The 16,617-nt window shown below is 71.8% G+C and carries 16 protein-coding genes; 9 read left to right on the forward strand and 7 right to left on the reverse strand.

Annotation, left to right across the window (positions count from 1 at the left end; genetic code table 11):
- The first annotated feature begins 74 nt into the window (after positions 1-74).
- On the forward strand, positions 75-1,364 hold the full coding sequence (locus ACVKXF_RS15685; protein WP_456796289.1) for an MFS transporter: 1,290 nt from the start codon (positions 75-77) through the stop codon (positions 1,362-1,364).
- A gap of 132 nt (positions 1,365-1,496) precedes the next feature.
- On the forward strand, positions 1,497-2,102 hold the full coding sequence (locus tag ACVKXF_RS15690; protein ID WP_456796290.1) for a hypothetical protein: 606 nt from the start codon (positions 1,497-1,499) through the stop codon (positions 2,100-2,102).
- Positions 2,103-2,351: 249 nt separating this feature from the next.
- On the opposite strand, the gene ACVKXF_RS15695 is transcribed toward ACVKXF_RS15690, so the two are convergent.
- On the reverse strand, positions 2,352-3,266 hold the full coding sequence (locus ACVKXF_RS15695; protein WP_456796291.1) for a cation diffusion facilitator family transporter: 915 nt from the start codon (positions 3,264-3,266) through the stop codon (positions 2,352-2,354).
- Positions 3,267-3,313: 47 nt separating this feature from the next.
- Between ACVKXF_RS15695 and ACVKXF_RS15700 the strand changes: the two genes are divergently transcribed.
- Together ACVKXF_RS15700 and ACVKXF_RS15705 are read left to right on the forward strand one after the other, a co-directional pair.
- On the forward strand, positions 3,314-3,982 hold the full coding sequence (locus ACVKXF_RS15700) for a DUF4166 domain-containing protein (RefSeq protein ID WP_456796292.1): 669 nt from the start codon (positions 3,314-3,316) through the stop codon (positions 3,980-3,982).
- Between the two features lies 1 nt (position 3,983).
- The gene (locus tag ACVKXF_RS15705; protein WP_456796293.1) at positions 3,984-4,961 is read left to right on the forward strand and encodes an epimerase; all 978 of its coding nucleotides are present in this window, start codon (positions 3,984-3,986) and stop codon (positions 4,959-4,961) included.
- Here ACVKXF_RS15705 and ACVKXF_RS15710 read toward each other — a convergent pair.
- Positions 4,930-5,919, reverse strand: a complete 990-nt coding sequence (locus ACVKXF_RS15710) for an EamA family transporter (RefSeq protein ID WP_456796294.1) — start codon at positions 5,917-5,919, stop codon at positions 4,930-4,932. The genes ACVKXF_RS15705 and ACVKXF_RS15710 overlap by 32 nt on opposite strands.
- 71 nt (positions 5,920-5,990) lie before the next feature.
- Here ACVKXF_RS15710 and ACVKXF_RS15715 point away from each other — a divergent pair, with 71 nt between their 5' ends.
- Positions 5,991-6,905: a LysR family transcriptional regulator gene (locus tag ACVKXF_RS15715; protein ID WP_123310680.1), complete on the forward strand. Its 915-nt coding sequence runs from the start codon at positions 5,991-5,993 to the stop codon at positions 6,903-6,905.
- Between the two features lie 86 nt (positions 6,906-6,991).
- Here the strand turns inward: ACVKXF_RS15715 and ACVKXF_RS15720 are convergent, their stop codons facing one another.
- The 5 genes from ACVKXF_RS15720 to ACVKXF_RS15740 all read right to left on the reverse strand — a co-directional run bounded on the left by ACVKXF_RS15720 (position 6,992) and on the right by ACVKXF_RS15740 (position 11,622).
- Positions 6,992-7,801 carry a L,D-transpeptidase family protein gene (locus ACVKXF_RS15720; RefSeq protein WP_456796295.1) on the reverse strand — a complete coding sequence of 270 codons (810 nt, stop codon included), beginning with the start codon at positions 7,799-7,801 and terminating at the stop codon, positions 6,992-6,994.
- Positions 7,802-7,803: 2 nt separating this feature from the next.
- Positions 7,804-9,069, reverse strand: a complete 1,266-nt coding sequence (locus ACVKXF_RS15725; RefSeq protein WP_456796296.1) for a hypothetical protein — start codon at positions 9,067-9,069, stop codon at positions 7,804-7,806.
- A gap of 212 nt (positions 9,070-9,281) precedes the next feature.
- Positions 9,282-10,667, reverse strand: coding sequence for an adenylosuccinate lyase (gene purB, locus ACVKXF_RS15730; protein ID WP_456796297.1), 1,386 nt, complete (start codon positions 10,665-10,667; stop codon positions 9,282-9,284).
- Complete coding sequence (locus tag ACVKXF_RS15735) at positions 10,664-11,176, reverse strand: low molecular weight protein-tyrosine-phosphatase (protein WP_123312163.1); 513 nt, start codon at positions 11,174-11,176, stop codon at positions 10,664-10,666. Before ACVKXF_RS15735 ends, purB begins: the two co-directional genes overlap by 4 nt.
- Before the next feature lie 47 nt (positions 11,177-11,223).
- Positions 11,224-11,622: a phage holin family protein gene (locus tag ACVKXF_RS15740; RefSeq protein WP_111087052.1), complete on the reverse strand. Its 399-nt coding sequence runs from the start codon at positions 11,620-11,622 to the stop codon at positions 11,224-11,226.
- 50 nt (positions 11,623-11,672) lie between these two features.
- On the opposite strand from ACVKXF_RS15740, the gene ACVKXF_RS15745 reads away from it, so the two are divergent.
- The 4 genes from ACVKXF_RS15745 to ACVKXF_RS15760 all read left to right on the forward strand — a co-directional run bounded on the left by ACVKXF_RS15745 (position 11,673) and on the right by ACVKXF_RS15760 (position 16,612).
- On the forward strand, positions 11,673-12,752 hold the full coding sequence (locus ACVKXF_RS15745) for a histidinol-phosphate transaminase (protein ID WP_340197231.1): 1,080 nt from the start codon (positions 11,673-11,675) through the stop codon (positions 12,750-12,752).
- 23 nt (positions 12,753-12,775) lie between these two features.
- Positions 12,776-13,912, forward strand: a complete 1,137-nt coding sequence (locus ACVKXF_RS15750; protein ID WP_123310666.1) for a thiamine pyrophosphate-dependent dehydrogenase E1 component subunit alpha — start codon at positions 12,776-12,778, stop codon at positions 13,910-13,912.
- Positions 13,913-13,998: 86 nt separating this feature from the next.
- Entirely contained in the window at positions 13,999-14,958 is a 960-nt protein-coding gene (locus ACVKXF_RS15755) for an alpha-ketoacid dehydrogenase subunit beta (RefSeq protein ID WP_123312162.1), read from the forward strand.
- Between the two features lie 46 nt (positions 14,959-15,004).
- Positions 15,005-16,612, forward strand: a complete 1,608-nt coding sequence (locus tag ACVKXF_RS15760; RefSeq protein WP_456796298.1) for a dihydrolipoamide acetyltransferase family protein — start codon at positions 15,005-15,007, stop codon at positions 16,610-16,612.
- The last annotated feature ends 5 nt before the right edge of the window (positions 16,613-16,617 follow it).

Raw genomic sequence — 16,617 nt, forward strand, 5'->3', positions numbered from 1 at the left:
TCATCGATCCGATCGATTGCTGACATCAAGAGCATCCGTTGGACTCGATGGTCGAGCCGCGCGATCATCGGAGCATGTCAACCGTGACCGACACCCCGACGGGCGCTCTCCCCGCCACCGACACCGCCACCGCTCCCGCGAGCGAGCGTGTCCCGGCCCCGCGCGGCCGTCGCGCGCACACCCGTCGGCGCCACGGCTTCGGCTTCTGGGCCGTCGCCTTCGCGTTCCTGTCGGTGATGGCCTTCGCGACCGTCCCCGCACCGCTCTACGTCATCTACCAGGCACGCGACGGCTTCCCGACGTTCACCACCACGATCATCTTCGCCGCGTACGGCGTCGGGGTCGTCGGGTCCCTCTACCTGGCAGGACACCTCAGCGACGTGCACGGGCGGAAGCCGCTCATCCTGGTGTCGATCGCGCTCGAACTCGTCGCCGCCGTGCTGTTCCTGGTCTGGAACGACGTCACCGGCCTGATCGTCGCGCGTCTCGTGACCGGTCTCGGCGTCGGCACGCTCACCGCCACGGCGACCGCCCACCTCGGGGAGCTGCGGGTCCGTGCGACCGGTTCATCCGACTCGGCGAAGGGCGCGAGCGTGGCAGCGGGCGCCGTCAACCTCGGCGGGCTGTCGCTCGGCGCCCTCGTCGGTGGTGCACTGGCCGAGTTCGTCGGAGCGCCGCTCATGGTGCCGTACGTCGTGTTCGTCGTCGCCCTGGCCGTGGCCTTCGTGCTCGTCCTCGTCGTCCCGGAGACCGTCGCCCGGCCCGAGACCCGCGTGGCCTACCGCCCGCAGCGCATGCAGGCGCCGGAGGGCAAGGCCGCGGCGTTCTGGGCAGCCGGTGCCGCGGCGTTCGCGGCCCTCGCGGTCCAGGGGCTCTTCACCTCGGTCGCCCCGACGTTCCTCGGCACCACGTTCCACGTCACCGACCGACTGGCGGCCGGTGCGACGACCTTCGGGGTGTTCGCCGCGAGCGCCGTGTCGCAGATCGTCTTCGCCCGTCTGTCGCAGCGCGCGCAGATCCGGCTCGGCATGGTGCTCCTCGTCGGCGGCCTGGCGGTACTGGCGGTCGCCGCGGTCCTGCTGCAGGTCGCCGGGTTCATCGGCGGTGGCGTGGTGGCGGGCGCCGGGGTCGGGCTGCTCTTCCGGGCCAGCATCGCGAGTGCCGGAGCCCTGGTCGGTCCCGAGCGTCGGGGCGGGGTGCTCGCGGCGACCTTCCTCATCGCCTACGCCGGGCTGACGGTGCCGGTCGTGGCCGTCGGCGCGGCGCTCCTGGTGATCCCGACCCTGCCCGTCCTGATCGGGTACGTGGTGCTCGTCGCCGTCCTGGCCGTCATCGCCGGCACCCGACTGGCCGCGCGCGCCTGACGCGGGGCGGGCCTCCCGTCCGACCGTCCTGTCCCCGGAACCTGGTTCCGGACACCGCACCACGCGATCGCGCGGTGTCGTGTCCGGAACCAGGTTCCGTCGTCCGCGACGCACTCCCGGCATACTGGGCGCGTGCCCCAGAACCACAACCGTCCCGTCGTCACGGGGATCGCGGCCGTGGTGGCTGCCGGTCTCCTCGCCGGCGGGCTGTTCCTGACGGCGCGGCAGGGCGCGGACGACCCGACCATCGGCGCCGGATCGAGCTCCGGGATGCCGACCGACGCTGCGACCGCCCCCGGTGACGGCACCGTCACGATCACCCGCACCGGGCCGGACCTCCCTGGTGACGCCGCCCTCGCACGGTGCGACTCCACGACCCAGGCGGCCGTCGCCCAGTACGACACCGCGGCGCTCGGCCGGGTCACCCTGCAGTGCGGCACGTCGGCGCAGGGCTACGAGCACATCCGGCAGCGGCACACCGCCGACTGGCAGGGGGTCGTCGCGGGCCACGGCTCGCGCGACTGGGACGACGCGATGCTCACGGCCGTGCAGACGGCGCTGGTCTCGTCGCGCGACGGGTTCCCGGTCGACGCCGGCGACGGGAAGGTCTGCTACGCGGCGCCGGTGCGGTTCGACGACGGCTCGCGCCCCGACGAGGACCCGTTCGTGAAGGTTATCGTCTCGGCCACCACCGACCGCGTCATCACGGCGTACCCGACGCGCACCGACGACTGCTGACGCGGGCGCGGGCGGGCATCGATCCCGAACGACACGCTCGATGTCGTACGACGTCGAGCATGTCGCAACCGTGCGTCGGCAATCGCCCGCGCGTGCAACGAACGACGAAGCCGATGTCGTGCGACGTCGAGCATGTCGCAACCGTGCGTCGGCAATCGCCCGCGCGTGCAACGAACGACGAAGCCGATGTCGTACGACGTCGACGATGTCGTTCCAGGTCGACAGGCGCAACGCCCGCGCGCCGCGACCCTACGCGTGCACCTCGTGCTCGTGCCGCCGGTGCGACGCGGGCTCCAGCTGGAAGGTCGAGTGCTCCACGGGGACGTCGAAGTGCTCCGCCACGCACTGCTGCAGCTCGTCGAGGATCCGCGGAGCGTGCGCCGTCGAGAAGCACTCGTCGTCCACCACCACGTGGGCGGTCAGGTTCGGGACGCCCGTCGCCACCAGGGTCGCGTGCAGGTCGTGCACCGCGATGACGTGCTCGAGCTCGAGGATGTGGCCCCGCACGTCGTCGAGGTCCAGCCCCGGCGGCGTGGACTCGAGCAGCACGTTCGCGGTCTCGCGCAACAGCCGGATCGCCCGCGGCAGGATGAGCAGGCCGATGAGGATGGCGGCGACCGAGTCGGCACGCTCCCACCCGGTCAGCATGAGGACGACCGCGGCGGCGATGACGGCGACCGAGCCGAGGGTGTCGTTGAGGACCTCGAGCCGGGCGGCGCGCGAGGTGAAGCCCTCGCCCGAGGCCCGCAGCAGCACGCCGTAGGCCACCAGGTTGCCGACGAGTCCGATGATCCCGAACACGAGCAGCGGCCCCGAGTGGATCTCGGCGGGGACGAACAGCCGCTGGACCGCCGAGATGATCACGAAGACGCCGACCGCGAGCAGGATCGCCGCCTGGGCCGTGGCACCGAGCACCTCGGCACGTTGGAAGCCCCACGTGCGCTGCGTCGTCGGACTGCGGCGGGCGAGCCGCGTCGCGACGAGTCCGATGCCGAGCCCACCGGTGTCGACGACCATGTGCCCGGCATCGACCAGCAGCGCGAGGGAGCCCGTGACGACGGCACCGACGACCTCGGCCAGCAGGATCGTCGCCGAGATGCAGAACGCGATGAGCAGTGCGCGCTCGGACGCGTGCCCGACGTCGTGCCCGTGGTCGTGTCCCATGTCCGACATCGTAGGGATCCGCACCGACGACATGCCAGGATCGGCACGTGACCCGGTCGCCCTACGAGCTGTCCACACCGTCCAAGGTGCTGGCCCGGTTGCACCCGCGGCTGTCGACGTACTTCGGTGCGATCCCGCCCGGTCACGTCGGCCGCGGTGAAGGGGTGTTCGACGTCGTCGGCACGCCTCGCCGGTGGCTCTGGCCGCTGCTCGCCTGGTTCGCCCGCGACTCCGTCATGTTCCCGGTCTGGGAACGGGACGTCCCGTTCACGATCGAGAACCGGCCGGCTCGCGTCCGTCGTGGACCCGGGAACGGTCTGGAGGCCCGCCCCGCGGTCCGCGCGCACCGCACCTTCCGGTTCCGCTCCGGCAGCCGCACGATGGTGGACGCCATCACCGCCGAACCGGACGGCCTGGTCGACCACCTCGGTCGCCACGGGCGCGTCAGCGCCCGGCTCCGGGCGGAGGTCGACGCGCACGGGCCGGACGCGGGCGCCCTGCGCCTGGTCTCCACGCGCGTGACGTTCCGCGCGCTGGGACGCGAGGTGCGCCTCCCGGCCCGCATCGCACCGCGTGTGACGCTGAAGGAACGATTCGATGACGAAGCCGACCTCCAGCGCGTGTCCCTGGTGCTCACGGCGCCGGTGCTCGGCACGCTGTACCGGTACGAGGGGGCGTTCCGGTACGAGATCGCGCCGGACACAGGACGGGGATGAGATGAGCGACCAGAAGGGCCGCGTCGTGATCGCGGGAGCGAGCGGGTTCGTGGGGCAGTACCTGCGGGAGGCCTTCACCGAGGAGGGCTACCAGGTCGTCACGGTCGGCCGGACCGGCGATGCGGTGTGGGGCAACACCCTGCGCATCCGCGAGCTCGTCGACGGTGCAGCCCTCGTCGTGAACATGGCGGGCAAGAGCGTCAACTGCCGCTACGGACGACGCAACCGCGCCGAGATCATGCGCTCCCGGGTGGACACCACGCTCGAGCTCGCCGAGGCCATCCGCACCGCCGAGCACCCGCCGCCGCTGTGGCTGAACGCCTCGACCGCGACGATCTACCGGCACGCCGACGACCGACCACAGGACGAACTGACCGGCGAGCTCGGCGAGGGGTTCTCGGTCTCGGTGGCGCGCGCGTGGGAGGACGCCCTCTTCGGCGCCGACCTGCCGTCGACCCGTCGGGTGGCACTCCGGATGGCGATCGTCTTCGGTGACGGCAGCGCCCTCGTGCCGCTCATCCGGCTGGCGCAGACGGGGCTCGGCGGCCCGCAGTACGACGGCCCGTGGGTGCCGACGCGTTCCCGACTGCGGGCGGGGACATATCACCACCACCGGCCGACCCGCGGCCGACAGCGGTTCAGCTGGGTGCACATCGCCGACGTCCTCGGCTCGATCCGGTTCGTCCGCGACCACCCTGAACTCGAGGGGCCGGTGAACGTGTCGAGCCCGAACCCGTCCGACAACCGCACCGTGATGGCGACGATCCGCGACGCCGTGGGCCGCCGGTTCGGACTGCCGACGCCGCGGTGGATGCTCGAGGTCGGGTCCTTCGCGATCCGCACCGAGACCGAACTGGTGCTCAAGAGCCGGTGGGTGGTGCCGACGCGGTTGACCCAGGCGGGTTACGAGTTCCGCTACCCGCACCTGCGCGGTGCGCTCGCCGGGATCATCGCGGAGCGTCGCCAGCACCGGGGCTGAGCACCGGCACCGGGACTCCGTCGATCGGCGTCTGCACGGGGACCGCGGAAGGCGACGAGTGCGACGGACCCGACGAGTGCGACGGACCCGACGCGCGTGCCGGTCGCGACGACCACAGCACCGCTCCGACCACGACGGCGCCGGCGAGCACCTCCACCAGGTCGGGCACCTCGCCGAAGGCTGCCCACGACGCCAGCACGCCGACGACCGGCACGAGCATCGAGAACGGCGCGACGGTGCTCGACGGGTAGGTCGCCATCAGTCGCGACCAGATGCCGTAGCCGACCAGGGTTGCGACCAGCACGATGTAGAGCAGGCCGAGGTCGGCTGGCAGTGCCTCGGCGGTGAAGGCCGTGCCGAGTGCGGCGCCGATGCGGTCCGGCCCCTCGACCACGAAGGACAGCACGGCCATCGGGATCGGCGGCACGACCGACCACCAGAGCGTCAGGTGCAGCGGGTTCGCGGCTCCTGCTCGTCGGGTCGCCACGTTGCCGATCGCCCACCCGAGCGCGCCGCAGAGCGCCAGCACCACCGGCAGCAGCGCCGCCGTCTGCGACCGGTGCAGGGCGATCAGGCCGAGGGCGGCGACCGCGATCGTCACGCCGACGACCTGGCGTCCGGTGAGCCGTTCGCGCAGGAACACGCCGGCGAGCACCACGGTGAACGGTGCCGAGGCCTGCAGCACGAGCGACGCGAGCCCGGACGGCATCCCCGACGCCATGCTCAGGTACAGGAACGAGAACTGCAGCACCCCGAGCCCGAACCCGACGAGCAGCAGCCGCCCGAACGGGATCCTCGGCCGCGGCACGAACAGCAGCGTCGGGACCGCCAGGATCGTGAACCGCAGGGCCGCGAGCAGGAACGGCGGGAAGTGCTCGAGGGCGAGCGCGGTCGCGGGGAAGTTGAGGCCCCAGACGACGGCGACGACCAGGGCGAGGAGGCGGTCACGAGCGGTCATGCTCCGATCGTGACCGCTCCGAACGTGTAGGACCAGCGAATTGTTCGCAACCGACGTTGTAGCCTCCCTGCATGGTCGACTTCGACGTGCAGCTGCTCGCCGTCCTCCGCGAACTCGCCGAGCGCGGCAGCGTCACGGCGGTCGCCGAGGCCACCCACCGGACCCCCAGCGCGGTGTCGCAGCAGCTGCAGACGTTGCAGCGGCAGGTGGGTGTCCCACTCGTCGAGCGGGTGGGTCGCGGCGTCCGGCTCACCGCCCACGGCGAGGTGCTCGCCGGCCTGTCCACCGGCGTCGCCACGGCGATCGCCCGGGTCGACGCCGCCTGGCAGGAGCACCTGGGCGGGGCGACGGGACGCGTCGACCTCGCGATCTTCCCGTCGGCAGCCGAACTGCTGCTGCCCGGGGTCCTCACCCGGATGCGCGCGCACCCCGGCATCGAGCTGACGCTGGTCGACGTGGACGTCAGCGAGGGGGAGTTCGCACCCCTCGCCGCCGACCACGACATCGCCGTCGGGCACCGGTCCGACGGCGTGCGGCCAGCGGACCAGGGATCGGTGGAGACCGTGCCCCTCCTGCGCGAACCGCTCGACGTCGCGGTACCGCCGGGGCACCGGCTCGCCGGTCGCGAGCGGGTCGGGATCGACGAGGTCGTCGGCGAGACCTGGATCGGCGTGCCCGAGGGCTACCCGATCGACCGGGTCCTGCAGGCGATGGCGGCGGCGTCGGACGCCCCACCGAGCGTCGCCTTCCGGACGATCCACCTGCCCGTCATCGAGAACCTGGTCGCCGCAGGCCACGGCGTCGCACTCGTGCCGCGGTACACCTCGGGCACCCGGGCGTCCGGCCGGTTCCACCTGGCCGAGCTGGCCGACGTGCGCGCGGGGCGCCGGATCGAGGCGCTGGTCCGCCCCGACCGTGCGGTCCGCCCCGTGGTGCGCACCGTCCTGGAGGCACTGGTCGCCGAGGCCCTGGACGTCACCACCTGAGACGGTCGCGCCCACTGCCGGGCGCACGCCGTGCCTCCCGTCCGGACGTGGGCCGCGGCAGACCCGCTCCGTGCGCGGGATCGCGCTCAGCGCACCTGGAACGGGGTGCCGAGCGGCAGGAGCTCGGCCAACGCGGTGATGTCGGCGTTGTGCATGCGGATGCACCCGTGCGATGCGGCGGTCCCGATGCTCGAGCTGTCGTCGGTGCCGTGCAGGCCGATCTGGCCCGGGCCGCCGCCGAACGAGTTGAGGACGTCCGAGAACGCCGTCGTGCCGTACGCGTACGGGCCGTAGCCGCTGTTCGTCGGGGCGAGCAGCTCGGTCAGGGCGAACCGGCCGGTCGGTGACGGGGTACCACCGGTGCCGGTGGCCACCGGGTAGCTGTCGACGACCTTGCCGTCCTTGTACAGGTCGAGCGTGTTGTCCGCGCGGGTGACCACGATGGCGTACGGGTCCTCGGAGAGGGTGACCGCGCTCGTCGGGACCCATCCGGTGCTGCCGTTCGGGCGCTGTGCGAGCTGCACCTGCGACCAGCCGTCCTGCTGGTCGACCACACGGAAGACGAGTGGTGCGCCGGACTGCTGCGGGTTCGACAGGGTGCTCGTGGCGGCGCCACCGGGCGTGCTGCTGACCGGCACCGAGTCGCCGCGGACGGCCGCGACGGTGGTGCTCGCGGGCGCGTCGACCGCGTCGGTCGGGCCCGCGGAGCGCGTCGGGCCCGGTGTCGCCGTGGGGGTCGGGGTCGCGCTCGCGGCGACGGACCGTGTCGGGGTCGGCGTGGGCGCCGCCGACAGCGGGCCGAGGGCGACGAACGCCACCGCCCCGGCGCAGACGACGGCCACGGCGGCGGCGATCAGTGTCGCGCGCCGCCGTGGCTCGGTCGGGAGGATCGGCAAGATCAGCCCGTGAAGGTCGCCGTTCCGGGCACCGGCACGGCGACCGGCGCCGTGGCCGCGTCGGCCGTCACGGTGAGCGTCGTCGTGGCCGTCTGCCCCGACGACAGGCCGACGAGACCGAGCACGTAGGTGCCGGCCGAGTCGACGAGGTCAGCGGGCAGGACGATGGTCCCGGAGACGTTGCCGTCGGCGTCGGCGCGGAACTGGACGCCGGGGATCGCGACGGCGTCGGCTGCGTCGCCGACCGCAGCGGTGACGACCTCGTTCGGGGCGAAGCCCGAACCCTGCACGCGGACACCGGTCGTGGTGGCCTCGGTCAGGGTGGCGGAGGTGGTGAGCAGACGTGCTGCCGCGGTGGGCTGCGGGGTGAAGTACGTGGTGGTGTCGTCGATGCGCAGGGCCGAGATCGAACCGCTGGCGTCGGCGGCGAGGGCCTGGGCGTCGGACTCGAGCGGCGAGGCGAGGCTCTTCAGCTCGGCGCCGGGGGCTTCCTCGACCGGGGTGGTCGGGGCCGTGGTCGGCTCGTCCGTCGGCTCCGCGGTCGGCTCGACCGTGGGCTCGTCCGTCGGGACGGGCGTCTCGGTCGGGGCCGGCGTCTCGGTCGGAGCGGGCGTCTCGGTCGGTGCCGGCGTCTCGGTCGGCTCGTCGGTCGCGGGCGGTGCGGGGACCTCGGCGGTGATGTCGATGCCGACGTAGACGACGTAGCCGACGACCTCGGCGTCCGCTGCCTTCAGGTCCGCAGCGAGGTCGGCGGTCGACTCGGTGGTGCCGGTGCTCGGGTCGATCCACTTGGTCGAGGTACCGCTGAGGCCGGCGTCGCCGTCGCCCGCCGCGAAGACGACGGTCTGCGCACTGGTGTCGCCGCCCTCCTGGATGGCGAGGCCGAACGTGGTCGCGCCGGTGGTCTCGGCGCCGGCACCGGCGACGAGCGCGCCGAGGCTGCTCGGAGCGACCGGCGTGTTGAGCCCGCGGACCAGGCCGACGGCCTCGCCCTCGGAGACGGAGATGCCGTCCTCGTCCAGCGTGGCGAAGTCGGTGATCTTCCCGCCCGCGGTCGGGTCGGACAGTGCCGCCCAGTACCACTGGTCGGTCAGCGGGAACTCGCCCTCGGGCGCCGCCGTGAAGTCGGCGGACGAGTCGGTCCAGGTGACGACGGCCGAAGCGGCATCGTCGGACACGTTGGCGGTGGAGACGGTGGGGACGAGCGCAGCGGTGACGCCGAGCACGGTGGCGCCGACGGCGGCCGCGGTGATGCGGGAACGAAGCACGGTGTGGAGATCCATCCGGTCAGAGGGCAGGGATCGTCCTCTGTGACGCCCCCGGTGCTGAGACGATGCTCAGCACCACGAACCTACCGACTTCATGAGGATTCCGCACCCCTTTGCGTCGTTCTCATTGCATCTGGCCGGTGAACAACAGTGGTCGGGCCCGTACCGGGACCCGACCACTGTTCACGAACCGCGTGCGCGGCACACGGTGCTCAGACGTCGAGGTGGTCGACCAGCTCGTCCGCCAGACCCGTGTACGTCGCCGGCGTCAGGTTCGTCAGGCGGGCCTTCGCGCCGTCCGAGATGTCCAGGCCGTTCACGAAGACGATGAGGTCCTGCTGGGTCACGCGCTTGCCGCGGGTGAGGTCCTTGAGCATCGCGTAGGGGTCCTCGATGTTCGACTGCCCGGCGGTGACCTCGGCGCGGATGACCGTCTGGATGGCCTCGGCGAGGACCTCCCAGTTGTGGTCGAGGTCGTCGGCGAGCTTGGCCTCGTTCACCGCGATCTCGCCCAGGCCCCGGCGCAGGTTGTCGAGCGCGAGCAGCGAGTGCCCGAACGCGACGCCGATGTTCCGCTGCGTGGTCGAGTCGGTCAGGTCGCGCTGCAGACGGCTCGTCACCAGGGTCTCGGACAGCGTGGAGAACAGCGCCGACGAGATCTCGAGGTTCGCCTCGGCGTTCTCGAACTTGATCGGGTTGATCTTGTGCGGCATCGTCGACGACCCCGTGGCACCGGCGACCGGGATCTGCGTGAAGTACCCCATCGAGATGTAGGTCCACACGTCGGTCGCCAGGTTGTGCAGGATGCGGTTGGCGTGCCGGACCCGGTCGTACAGCTCGGCCTGCCAGTCGTGCGACTCGATCTGCGTGGTGAGCGGGTTCCAGGTCAGCCCGAGGCCCTCGACGAACTCGCGGGACAGCGTCGGCCAGTCGGCTTCGGGGTCGGCGGCGAGGTGGGCCGAGAAGGTGCCGGTCGCACCGGAGAACTTGCCGAGGTACTCGCCGCCCTCGACCTGGGCCAGGACGCGCTCGAGCCGGTAGACGACGACCGCGAGCTCCTTGCCGAGCGTCGAGGGGGTCGCCGGCTGCCCGTGCGTGTGGGAGAGCATCGGGACGGCGCGCAGCTCGACGGCGAGCGTCCGCAGCTTCTCGAGCACGGCACGGAACGCCGGCAGCCAGACCTGGTCGACGGTGTCCCGCACGGTCAGGGCGTAGGACAGGTTGTTGACGTCCTCGCTCGTGGCGGCGAAGTGCGTGAGCTCCGCGATCGAGTCGAGCCCGAGCTCCGACAGCCGTCGGCGGACGAAGTACTCGACGGCCTTGACGTCGTGGCGCGTGGTGGCCTCGATCTCGGCGAGTTCGGCGATCTGGTCGTGCCCGAAGGTCTCCGCGATGCGCCGGAGCGCGGCCTTGTCGTCGACGCTGAGCGGCGAGGTGGTGAACATCGCGTGGTCGGTCAGGAAGACCAGCCACTCGACCTCGACCACGATGCGCGCACGGTTGAGCCCGGCCTCGGAGAGGTGCTCGCCCACCGTGTGCACGATCGGGTAGTAGCGCCCGTCGAGCGGGCTGATCGGCTGCGGGGGAAGGGGGGTCATGGGGCTCCCTGACGGACGGCCGGCTCGAGCTGGTGGAAGAGCGCCCGGCAGGCCCGTTCGACGGTCGAGAGCACTCGGTCGAACTCGTGCCGGTCCGCGTAGTACGGGTCCGGCACGTCGGTCTGCTGGGGCCAGGCATCGTCGTACCGCAGCAGGAGCGTCACCTTGGCGGAGTCGTCCATGGTCGGGGCCCACGATCGCAGGACGCGTTCGTGGGAGCGGTCGAGTGCGACCACCAGATCGAGGTCCGGGAACCGGTCCGGGTCGAACTGACGGGCGCGATGCCTGCTGCCATCGTATCCGCGCGCCGCGAGGGCGGCGATCGTGCGCTCGTCGGCCGGTTCGCCGACGTGCCAGTCGCCGGTGCCGGCGGACTCGACCTGGAAGCGGTCGGCGAGCCCGGCGTCCGCGGCGATCTGCGCGAAGACGACACCCGCCATGGGGGACCGGCAGATGTTGCCGCTGCAGACGAACGAGACGCGGAACGGGGCGTCGACGTCCGGGGCCATGGTCACATCATGGCCCAGGGAGGTGTCCTCCGCGAGGTCCGTCCGCGTCACGCCCGCTGGCGGTTCAGCACCGGACGGACGAACAGCCCGATCAGCCAAGCGAAGACGGCGAGCACGAAGGCGCCCACGATGCCCCAGCCGAAGGACTCGACCTCGAGTCCGAAGCCGAACGCGTCCGAGATGCCCGCGACGATGAGCAGCAGGATCGCGTTCACGATGAAGGAGATGAGCCCGAGGGTCAGGATGTAGATCGGGAACGCCACGATCCGGATCAGCGTGCCGATCACGGCGTTGACGAGCCCGAACACGAAGGCCACGAGCAGGTAGGTGAGCACGGTGGCCGTGGTCCCACCGTCGCCGAACGCGGTGACGGAGACGCCGCTGACGATGAGCGTGGTGAGCCAGAGGGCCACGGCGTTGACGACGAGGCGGACGAGGAATCGCATGCACCCATGATGCCCTCCGACACCCGCGCACGGGCCGGTAACCTGATCCGGTGACTGACGAGCGTGTGCACATCCGGCCGGAGATCGCTGTGCTCCCCGCCTACAAGCAGGGACGCCAGGCCGCCGACGACGCCTTCAAGCTGTCGAGCAACGAGAACCCGTTCCCGCCCCTCCCCGGTGTCGTCCAGGCCGTGCAGGCGCAGACCGCGTTCAACCGCTACCCCGACGCCACCGCCCTCGCCGTCCGCGCCGCGCTCGCGAACCGCTTCGGGCTGACCGCCGACGAGGTGCACGTCGCCCCCGGCAGCGTCGCGATCCTGCACGAACTCGCCCGCGCGACCTCCGGCCCGGGTGACGAGATCGTCTACGCCTGGCGGTCCTTCGAGGCCTACCCGGGTGTCGTCACCGTCGCGGGGGCCACGAGCGTGCAGGTGCCGAACCGGCCGGACGGCGGCCACGACCTCGACGCGATGGCCGCTGCCGTCACCGAGCGCACCCGCATGGTGATCGTCTGCACCCCGAACAACCCGACCGGCCCGATCGTGACCGAGTCCGAGTTCGCGTCCTTCATGGCCGCGGTGCCGCAGTCCGTCCTGGTCGTGCTCGACGAGGCATACGCCGAGTTCGCCACCGACGAGACCGCCGTGCACGGGCACCCGCTCCTCGCGCAGTACCCGAACCTGGTCGTCCTCCGGACCTTCTCGAAGGCGTACGGTCTCGCGGGTCTGCGCGTCGGCTACGCCCTCGGCCCGGTGTACGTGCTCGACGCGGTCCGTGCGTGCGCGATCCCCCTCTCCGTCACGGCCCAGGGCCAGGCGGCCGCACTGGCCAGCCTGGAACGCGAGGACGAACTGCTCGAGCGGGTGTCCGAGATCGCCACGCTCCGCGACCACATCGTCACCGAGCTCCGCGAGCAGGGGTGGGCCGTGCCGGACGCCCAGGGCAACTTCGTCTGGCTGCCCACGGGGGACGGCACGGTCGCCGCGGCCGCCGCCTTCGAGGACGCCGGCATCATCGTGCGGCCCTTCCCGCCGGAGGGCCTCCGCATCTCGATCGGCGAGCACGAGGCTGTGGAAACGCTCCTCGAAACGGCCCGCTCGCTTGTGGGGGACCTCCAGGTGGCCGACTGATGGCTGCCGCTACGCTGGCCCGCATGTCATTCCGCGCCGCGGCTCCCGCGACGACCACCGTCCGGCTCCTCGACCCCGAGGGTCGGTTCGTGGAGACCGACGAGAACGCCGAGTTCGCCGCCGCCGCGCGGGCGATCCCCGACGAGACCCTGCTGGCGATGCACCGCCGCATGGTCCTCACCCGACGGTTCGACCACGCCGGCCACAACCTGCAGCGCACCGGCCAGCTCGGCCTCTGGGTGCCGAGCCACGGGCAGGAAGCCGCGCAGACCGGCTCCGCCTTCGCCCTGCGCGCCCAGGACCACGTCTTCCCCTCGTACCGCGAGCACGCGGTCACGATGCAGCGCGGTGTCGAGCCGATGGAGATCATCGCGATGTACCGCGGGCAGACCCACGGCGGGTGGGACCCGGACCAGCGCGGCAACACGCACATCTCCACCCTGGTGATCGGTTCGCAGACCCTGCACGCCACGGGCTACGCGCTCGGGCAGAAGCTCGACGGCGACGTCGGGACGGGCGACCCCGACCGCGACGCCTGCTCCATCGTCTACTTCGGCGACGGCGCGACGAGCCAGGGCGACGTGAACGAGGCGTACGTGTTCTCGGCGTCGACCAAGGCGCCCGTCGTCTTCTTCCTGCAGAACAACCACTGGGCGATCTCGGTGCCGGTGTCGGTGCAGTCCCCGACGCCGCTCGTCGACCGCCCGCGCGGCTTCGGGATCCCGAGCGTGCTCATCGACGGCAACGACATCCTCGCCTCGTACACGGCCTCGGTCGTCGCCACGGACCACGCCCGCAGCGGTCAGGGTCCCGCGTTCATCGAGGCGGACACATACCGCATCGGCGCGCACACCAGCTCGGACGACCCGAGCCGGTACCGCGCCGACGGCGAGCTCGAGGACTGGGTCCGCCGCGACCCGATCGTCCGCTCCGAGGCGTACCTGCGCTCGAAGGGTGCCACCGACGCACAGTTCGCCGCGTTCGACGAAGAGGGCGAGGACATCGCCGCCGACGTCCGCCGCCGCACCGTGGCGCTGACCCCGCCGTCCGTCGACGTCATGTTCGACAACGTCTACCGCGAGCCGCACCCGCTGGTCGCCGAGCAGAAGGCCTGGCTCGAACAGTACGAGGCCGGCTTCGAAGGGGGCGCCCACGCATGAGCACCACCGAGCAGCTCTTCGACTACACGCTGCGCTCCCACCCGGGCGCCGGCGAGGTCCCGAGCGACCCCACCCCGACCCTGCCGATGGCGAAGGCCCTCAACGCCGGGCTCGCCGCGGCGATGCAGGCGGACGACAAGGTCCTGCTGATGGGCGAGGACATCGGCCAGCTCGGCGGTGTCTTCCGCATCACCGAGGGCCTGCAGGACCGGTTCGGCCCGGAGCGCGTGCGGGACACCCCGCTCGCCGAGGCCGGCATCATCGGCACCGCGATCGGCCTCGCCCTGCGTGGCTACCGCCCCGTGGTCGAGATCCAGTTCGACGGCTTCGTGTGGCCCGGCTTCGACCAGATCACCTCACAGCTCGCGAAGATGGCGAACCGGCTGCCGGCGCACATGTCGCTCCCGGTCGTCATCCGCATCCCCTACGGCGGCCACATCGGTGCCGTGGAGCACCACCAGGAGTCGCCCGAGGCGTACTTCGCGCACACCCCCGGTCTGCGCGTCGTCAGCCCGAGCACGCCGAACGACGCCTACTGGATGATCCAGGAGGCCATCGCCTCGAAGGACCCGGTCGTCTTCCTCGAGCCGAAGTCGCGCTACTGGCCGAAGGGTCAGGTCGACCTCGTCGACGGGCACGTCCCGATGCACACCACCCGTGTGGCGCGCACCGGCACCGAGGTCACCCTCGTCGGCCACGGTGCGATGGTCGCCACCCTGATGCAGGCCGCCGAGCTCGCCGAGTCCGAGGGCACGAGCTGCGAGGTCATCGACCTCCGCTCGATCTCGCCCATCGACTGGGAGCCGATCCTCACCTCGGTCCGCAAGACCGGTCGCCTCGTCATCGCGCAGGAAGCCTCCGGCTTCGTCAGCGTCGGCAGCGAGATCGCCGCCACGGTCGCCGAGAAGGCGTTCTACACGATGCAGGCGCCGCCGCTGCGGGTGTCCGGGTTCGACGTCCCGTTCCCGGTCTCGAAGTTGGAGCACCTGCACCTGCCGGACGCCGACCGCGTCCTCGAGGCCGTCGACCGCGCCCTCGCGTACTGATCCAGCTCGACTGACCCAACTCGTCCGAACGCCGAAGGAGCCGTAAGTGGCCGTCGCCGAATTCCCCCTGCCCGACGTGGGCGAAGGCCTCACCGAGGCCGAGATCGTGCAGTGGCGCGTCGCGATCGGGGACGAGATCACCGTCGACCAGGTCCTGGTCGAGATCGAGACCGCGAAGTCGCTCGTCGAGCTGCCGTCGCCGTTCGCCGGCACCGTCACCGGGCTGCTCGTGTCCGAGGGCGACACGGTCGAGGTCGGCAAGCCGATCATCCGTGTCGAGTCCGACGCGTCGGTCGCGTCCGGTGCGCCGGTGACGGCTCCGCCCGCTCAGTCGGGAGGCCCGGCACCGGTCGGCGACAGCGTCCCGACCTCGCCCGCGGTCGCCCCTACCCCGCCTGTGGCGCCCGCCCCGGCTGCTCCGGTCGTGCAGACCCCGCCGGCTCCGGCTCCCGCCGCAGCTCCCGTCAGCCCGGCCCCGACCCCGGCCCCGGCTGCCGCAGCGCCCGTGGCCCCGTCGGCTGCACCGGTGCAGCCCGTCGCCGACGGCGCCTCCGTCGTCGGGACGGACGAGTCGTCCGGCGCCGTCCTCGTCGGCTACGGTTCGGCGACCTCGTCGCCGTCGCGTCGCAAGCCGGGTGCCCGCCGGGCCGCAGCACTCGCGGCCGAGGCGAGCCGTGCCTCCAGTGTGGATGCCGCAGCAGCGGCCGAAGCGGCCAGTGATCCCGGTGAGGACACCACCGCCGAGGCCATCGCCGGTCTGGCGTCCGCGCCCGCACGCAAGCAGACCGTCGCGACCAACGTGCTCGCGAAGCCGCCGATCCGGAAGCTCGCGAAGGACCTCGGCGTCGAGCTCGTCGAGATCGTGGCGACCGGCCTCGCCGGCGAGGTCACCCGCGACGACGTCATCCGGCACGCGAAGCAGGCCAGCGTCTTCCGCAACATCGAGACACCCGAGTGGGGCGAGGTGCGCAGCGAGACGATCCCGGTCAAGGGCGTCCGCAAGGCCATCGCGACCGCGATGACCACTTCCGCGTTCACCGCACCGCACGTGTCGCTGTTCGTCGACGTCGACGCGACCCACACGATGGAGTTCGTCAAGCGGCTCAAGGCCTCGCCGACGTTCGCCGGCGTCAAGGTCTCGCCGCTGCTCATCGTCGCGAAGGCCGTCATCTGGGCCGTCCGCCGCAACCGTTCGGTGAACTCGACCTGGACCGACCGCGAGATCATCGTCCACCACTTCGTGAACCTCGGCATCGCCGCGGCGACCCCGCGCGGGCTCATCGTGCCGAACATCAAGGACGCGCAGGACATGTCGCTGCTCGAGCTGGCGCAGGCGCTCGAGGAACTCACCCTCACCGCCCGCGACGGCAAGACGACGCCGAAGCAGATGGCGAACGGCACCGTCTCCATCACGAACATCGGTGTGTTCGGCATGGACACCGGGACCCCGATCCTCAACCCGGGCGAGGTCGCGATCGTCGCCATGGGCACGATCAAGCCGAAGCCGTGGGTCGTCGACGGCGAGGTCCGGTCGCGCATGGTCACGACCATCGGTGCCTCGTTCGACCACCGGGTCGTCGACGGTGACGTGGCGTCCCGCTTCGTGCACGACGTCGCCTCGGTGCTCGAGGAGCCCGCGCTCCTGCTCGACTGAGTGCG

Source organism: Curtobacterium sp. PvP017 (assembly GCF_054060195.1).

What these genes read in the sequence shown, in the direction of transcription:
- ACVKXF_RS15685 (WP_456796289.1), top strand. Translation starts at nt 75, where the DNA reads ATGTCAACCGTGACCGACACCCCGACGGGCGCTCTCCCCGCCACCGAC.
- ACVKXF_RS15695 (WP_456796291.1), bottom strand. Translation starts at nt 3,266, where the DNA reads ATGGGACACGACCACGGGCACGACGTCGGGCACGCGTCCGAGCGCGCA.
- ACVKXF_RS15705 (WP_456796293.1), top strand. Translation starts at nt 3,984, where the DNA reads ATGAGCGACCAGAAGGGCCGCGTCGTGATCGCGGGAGCGAGCGGGTTC.
- ACVKXF_RS15710 (WP_456796294.1), bottom strand. Translation starts at nt 5,919, where the DNA reads ATGACCGCTCGTGACCGCCTCCTCGCCCTGGTCGTCGCCGTCGTCTGG.
- ACVKXF_RS15715 (WP_123310680.1), top strand. Translation starts at nt 5,991, where the DNA reads ATGGTCGACTTCGACGTGCAGCTGCTCGCCGTCCTCCGCGAACTCGCC.
- purB (WP_456796297.1), bottom strand. Translation starts at nt 10,667, where the DNA reads ATGACCCCCCTTCCCCCGCAGCCGATCAGCCCGCTCGACGGGCGCTAC.
- ACVKXF_RS15735 (WP_123312163.1), bottom strand. Translation starts at nt 11,176, where the DNA reads ATGGCCCCGGACGTCGACGCCCCGTTCCGCGTCTCGTTCGTCTGCAGC.
- ACVKXF_RS15740 (WP_111087052.1), bottom strand. Translation starts at nt 11,622, where the DNA reads ATGCGATTCCTCGTCCGCCTCGTCGTCAACGCCGTGGCCCTCTGGCTC.
- ACVKXF_RS15750 (WP_123310666.1), top strand. Translation starts at nt 12,776, where the DNA reads ATGTCATTCCGCGCCGCGGCTCCCGCGACGACCACCGTCCGGCTCCTC.
- ACVKXF_RS15755 (WP_123312162.1), top strand. Translation starts at nt 13,999, where the DNA reads ATGGCGAAGGCCCTCAACGCCGGGCTCGCCGCGGCGATGCAGGCGGAC.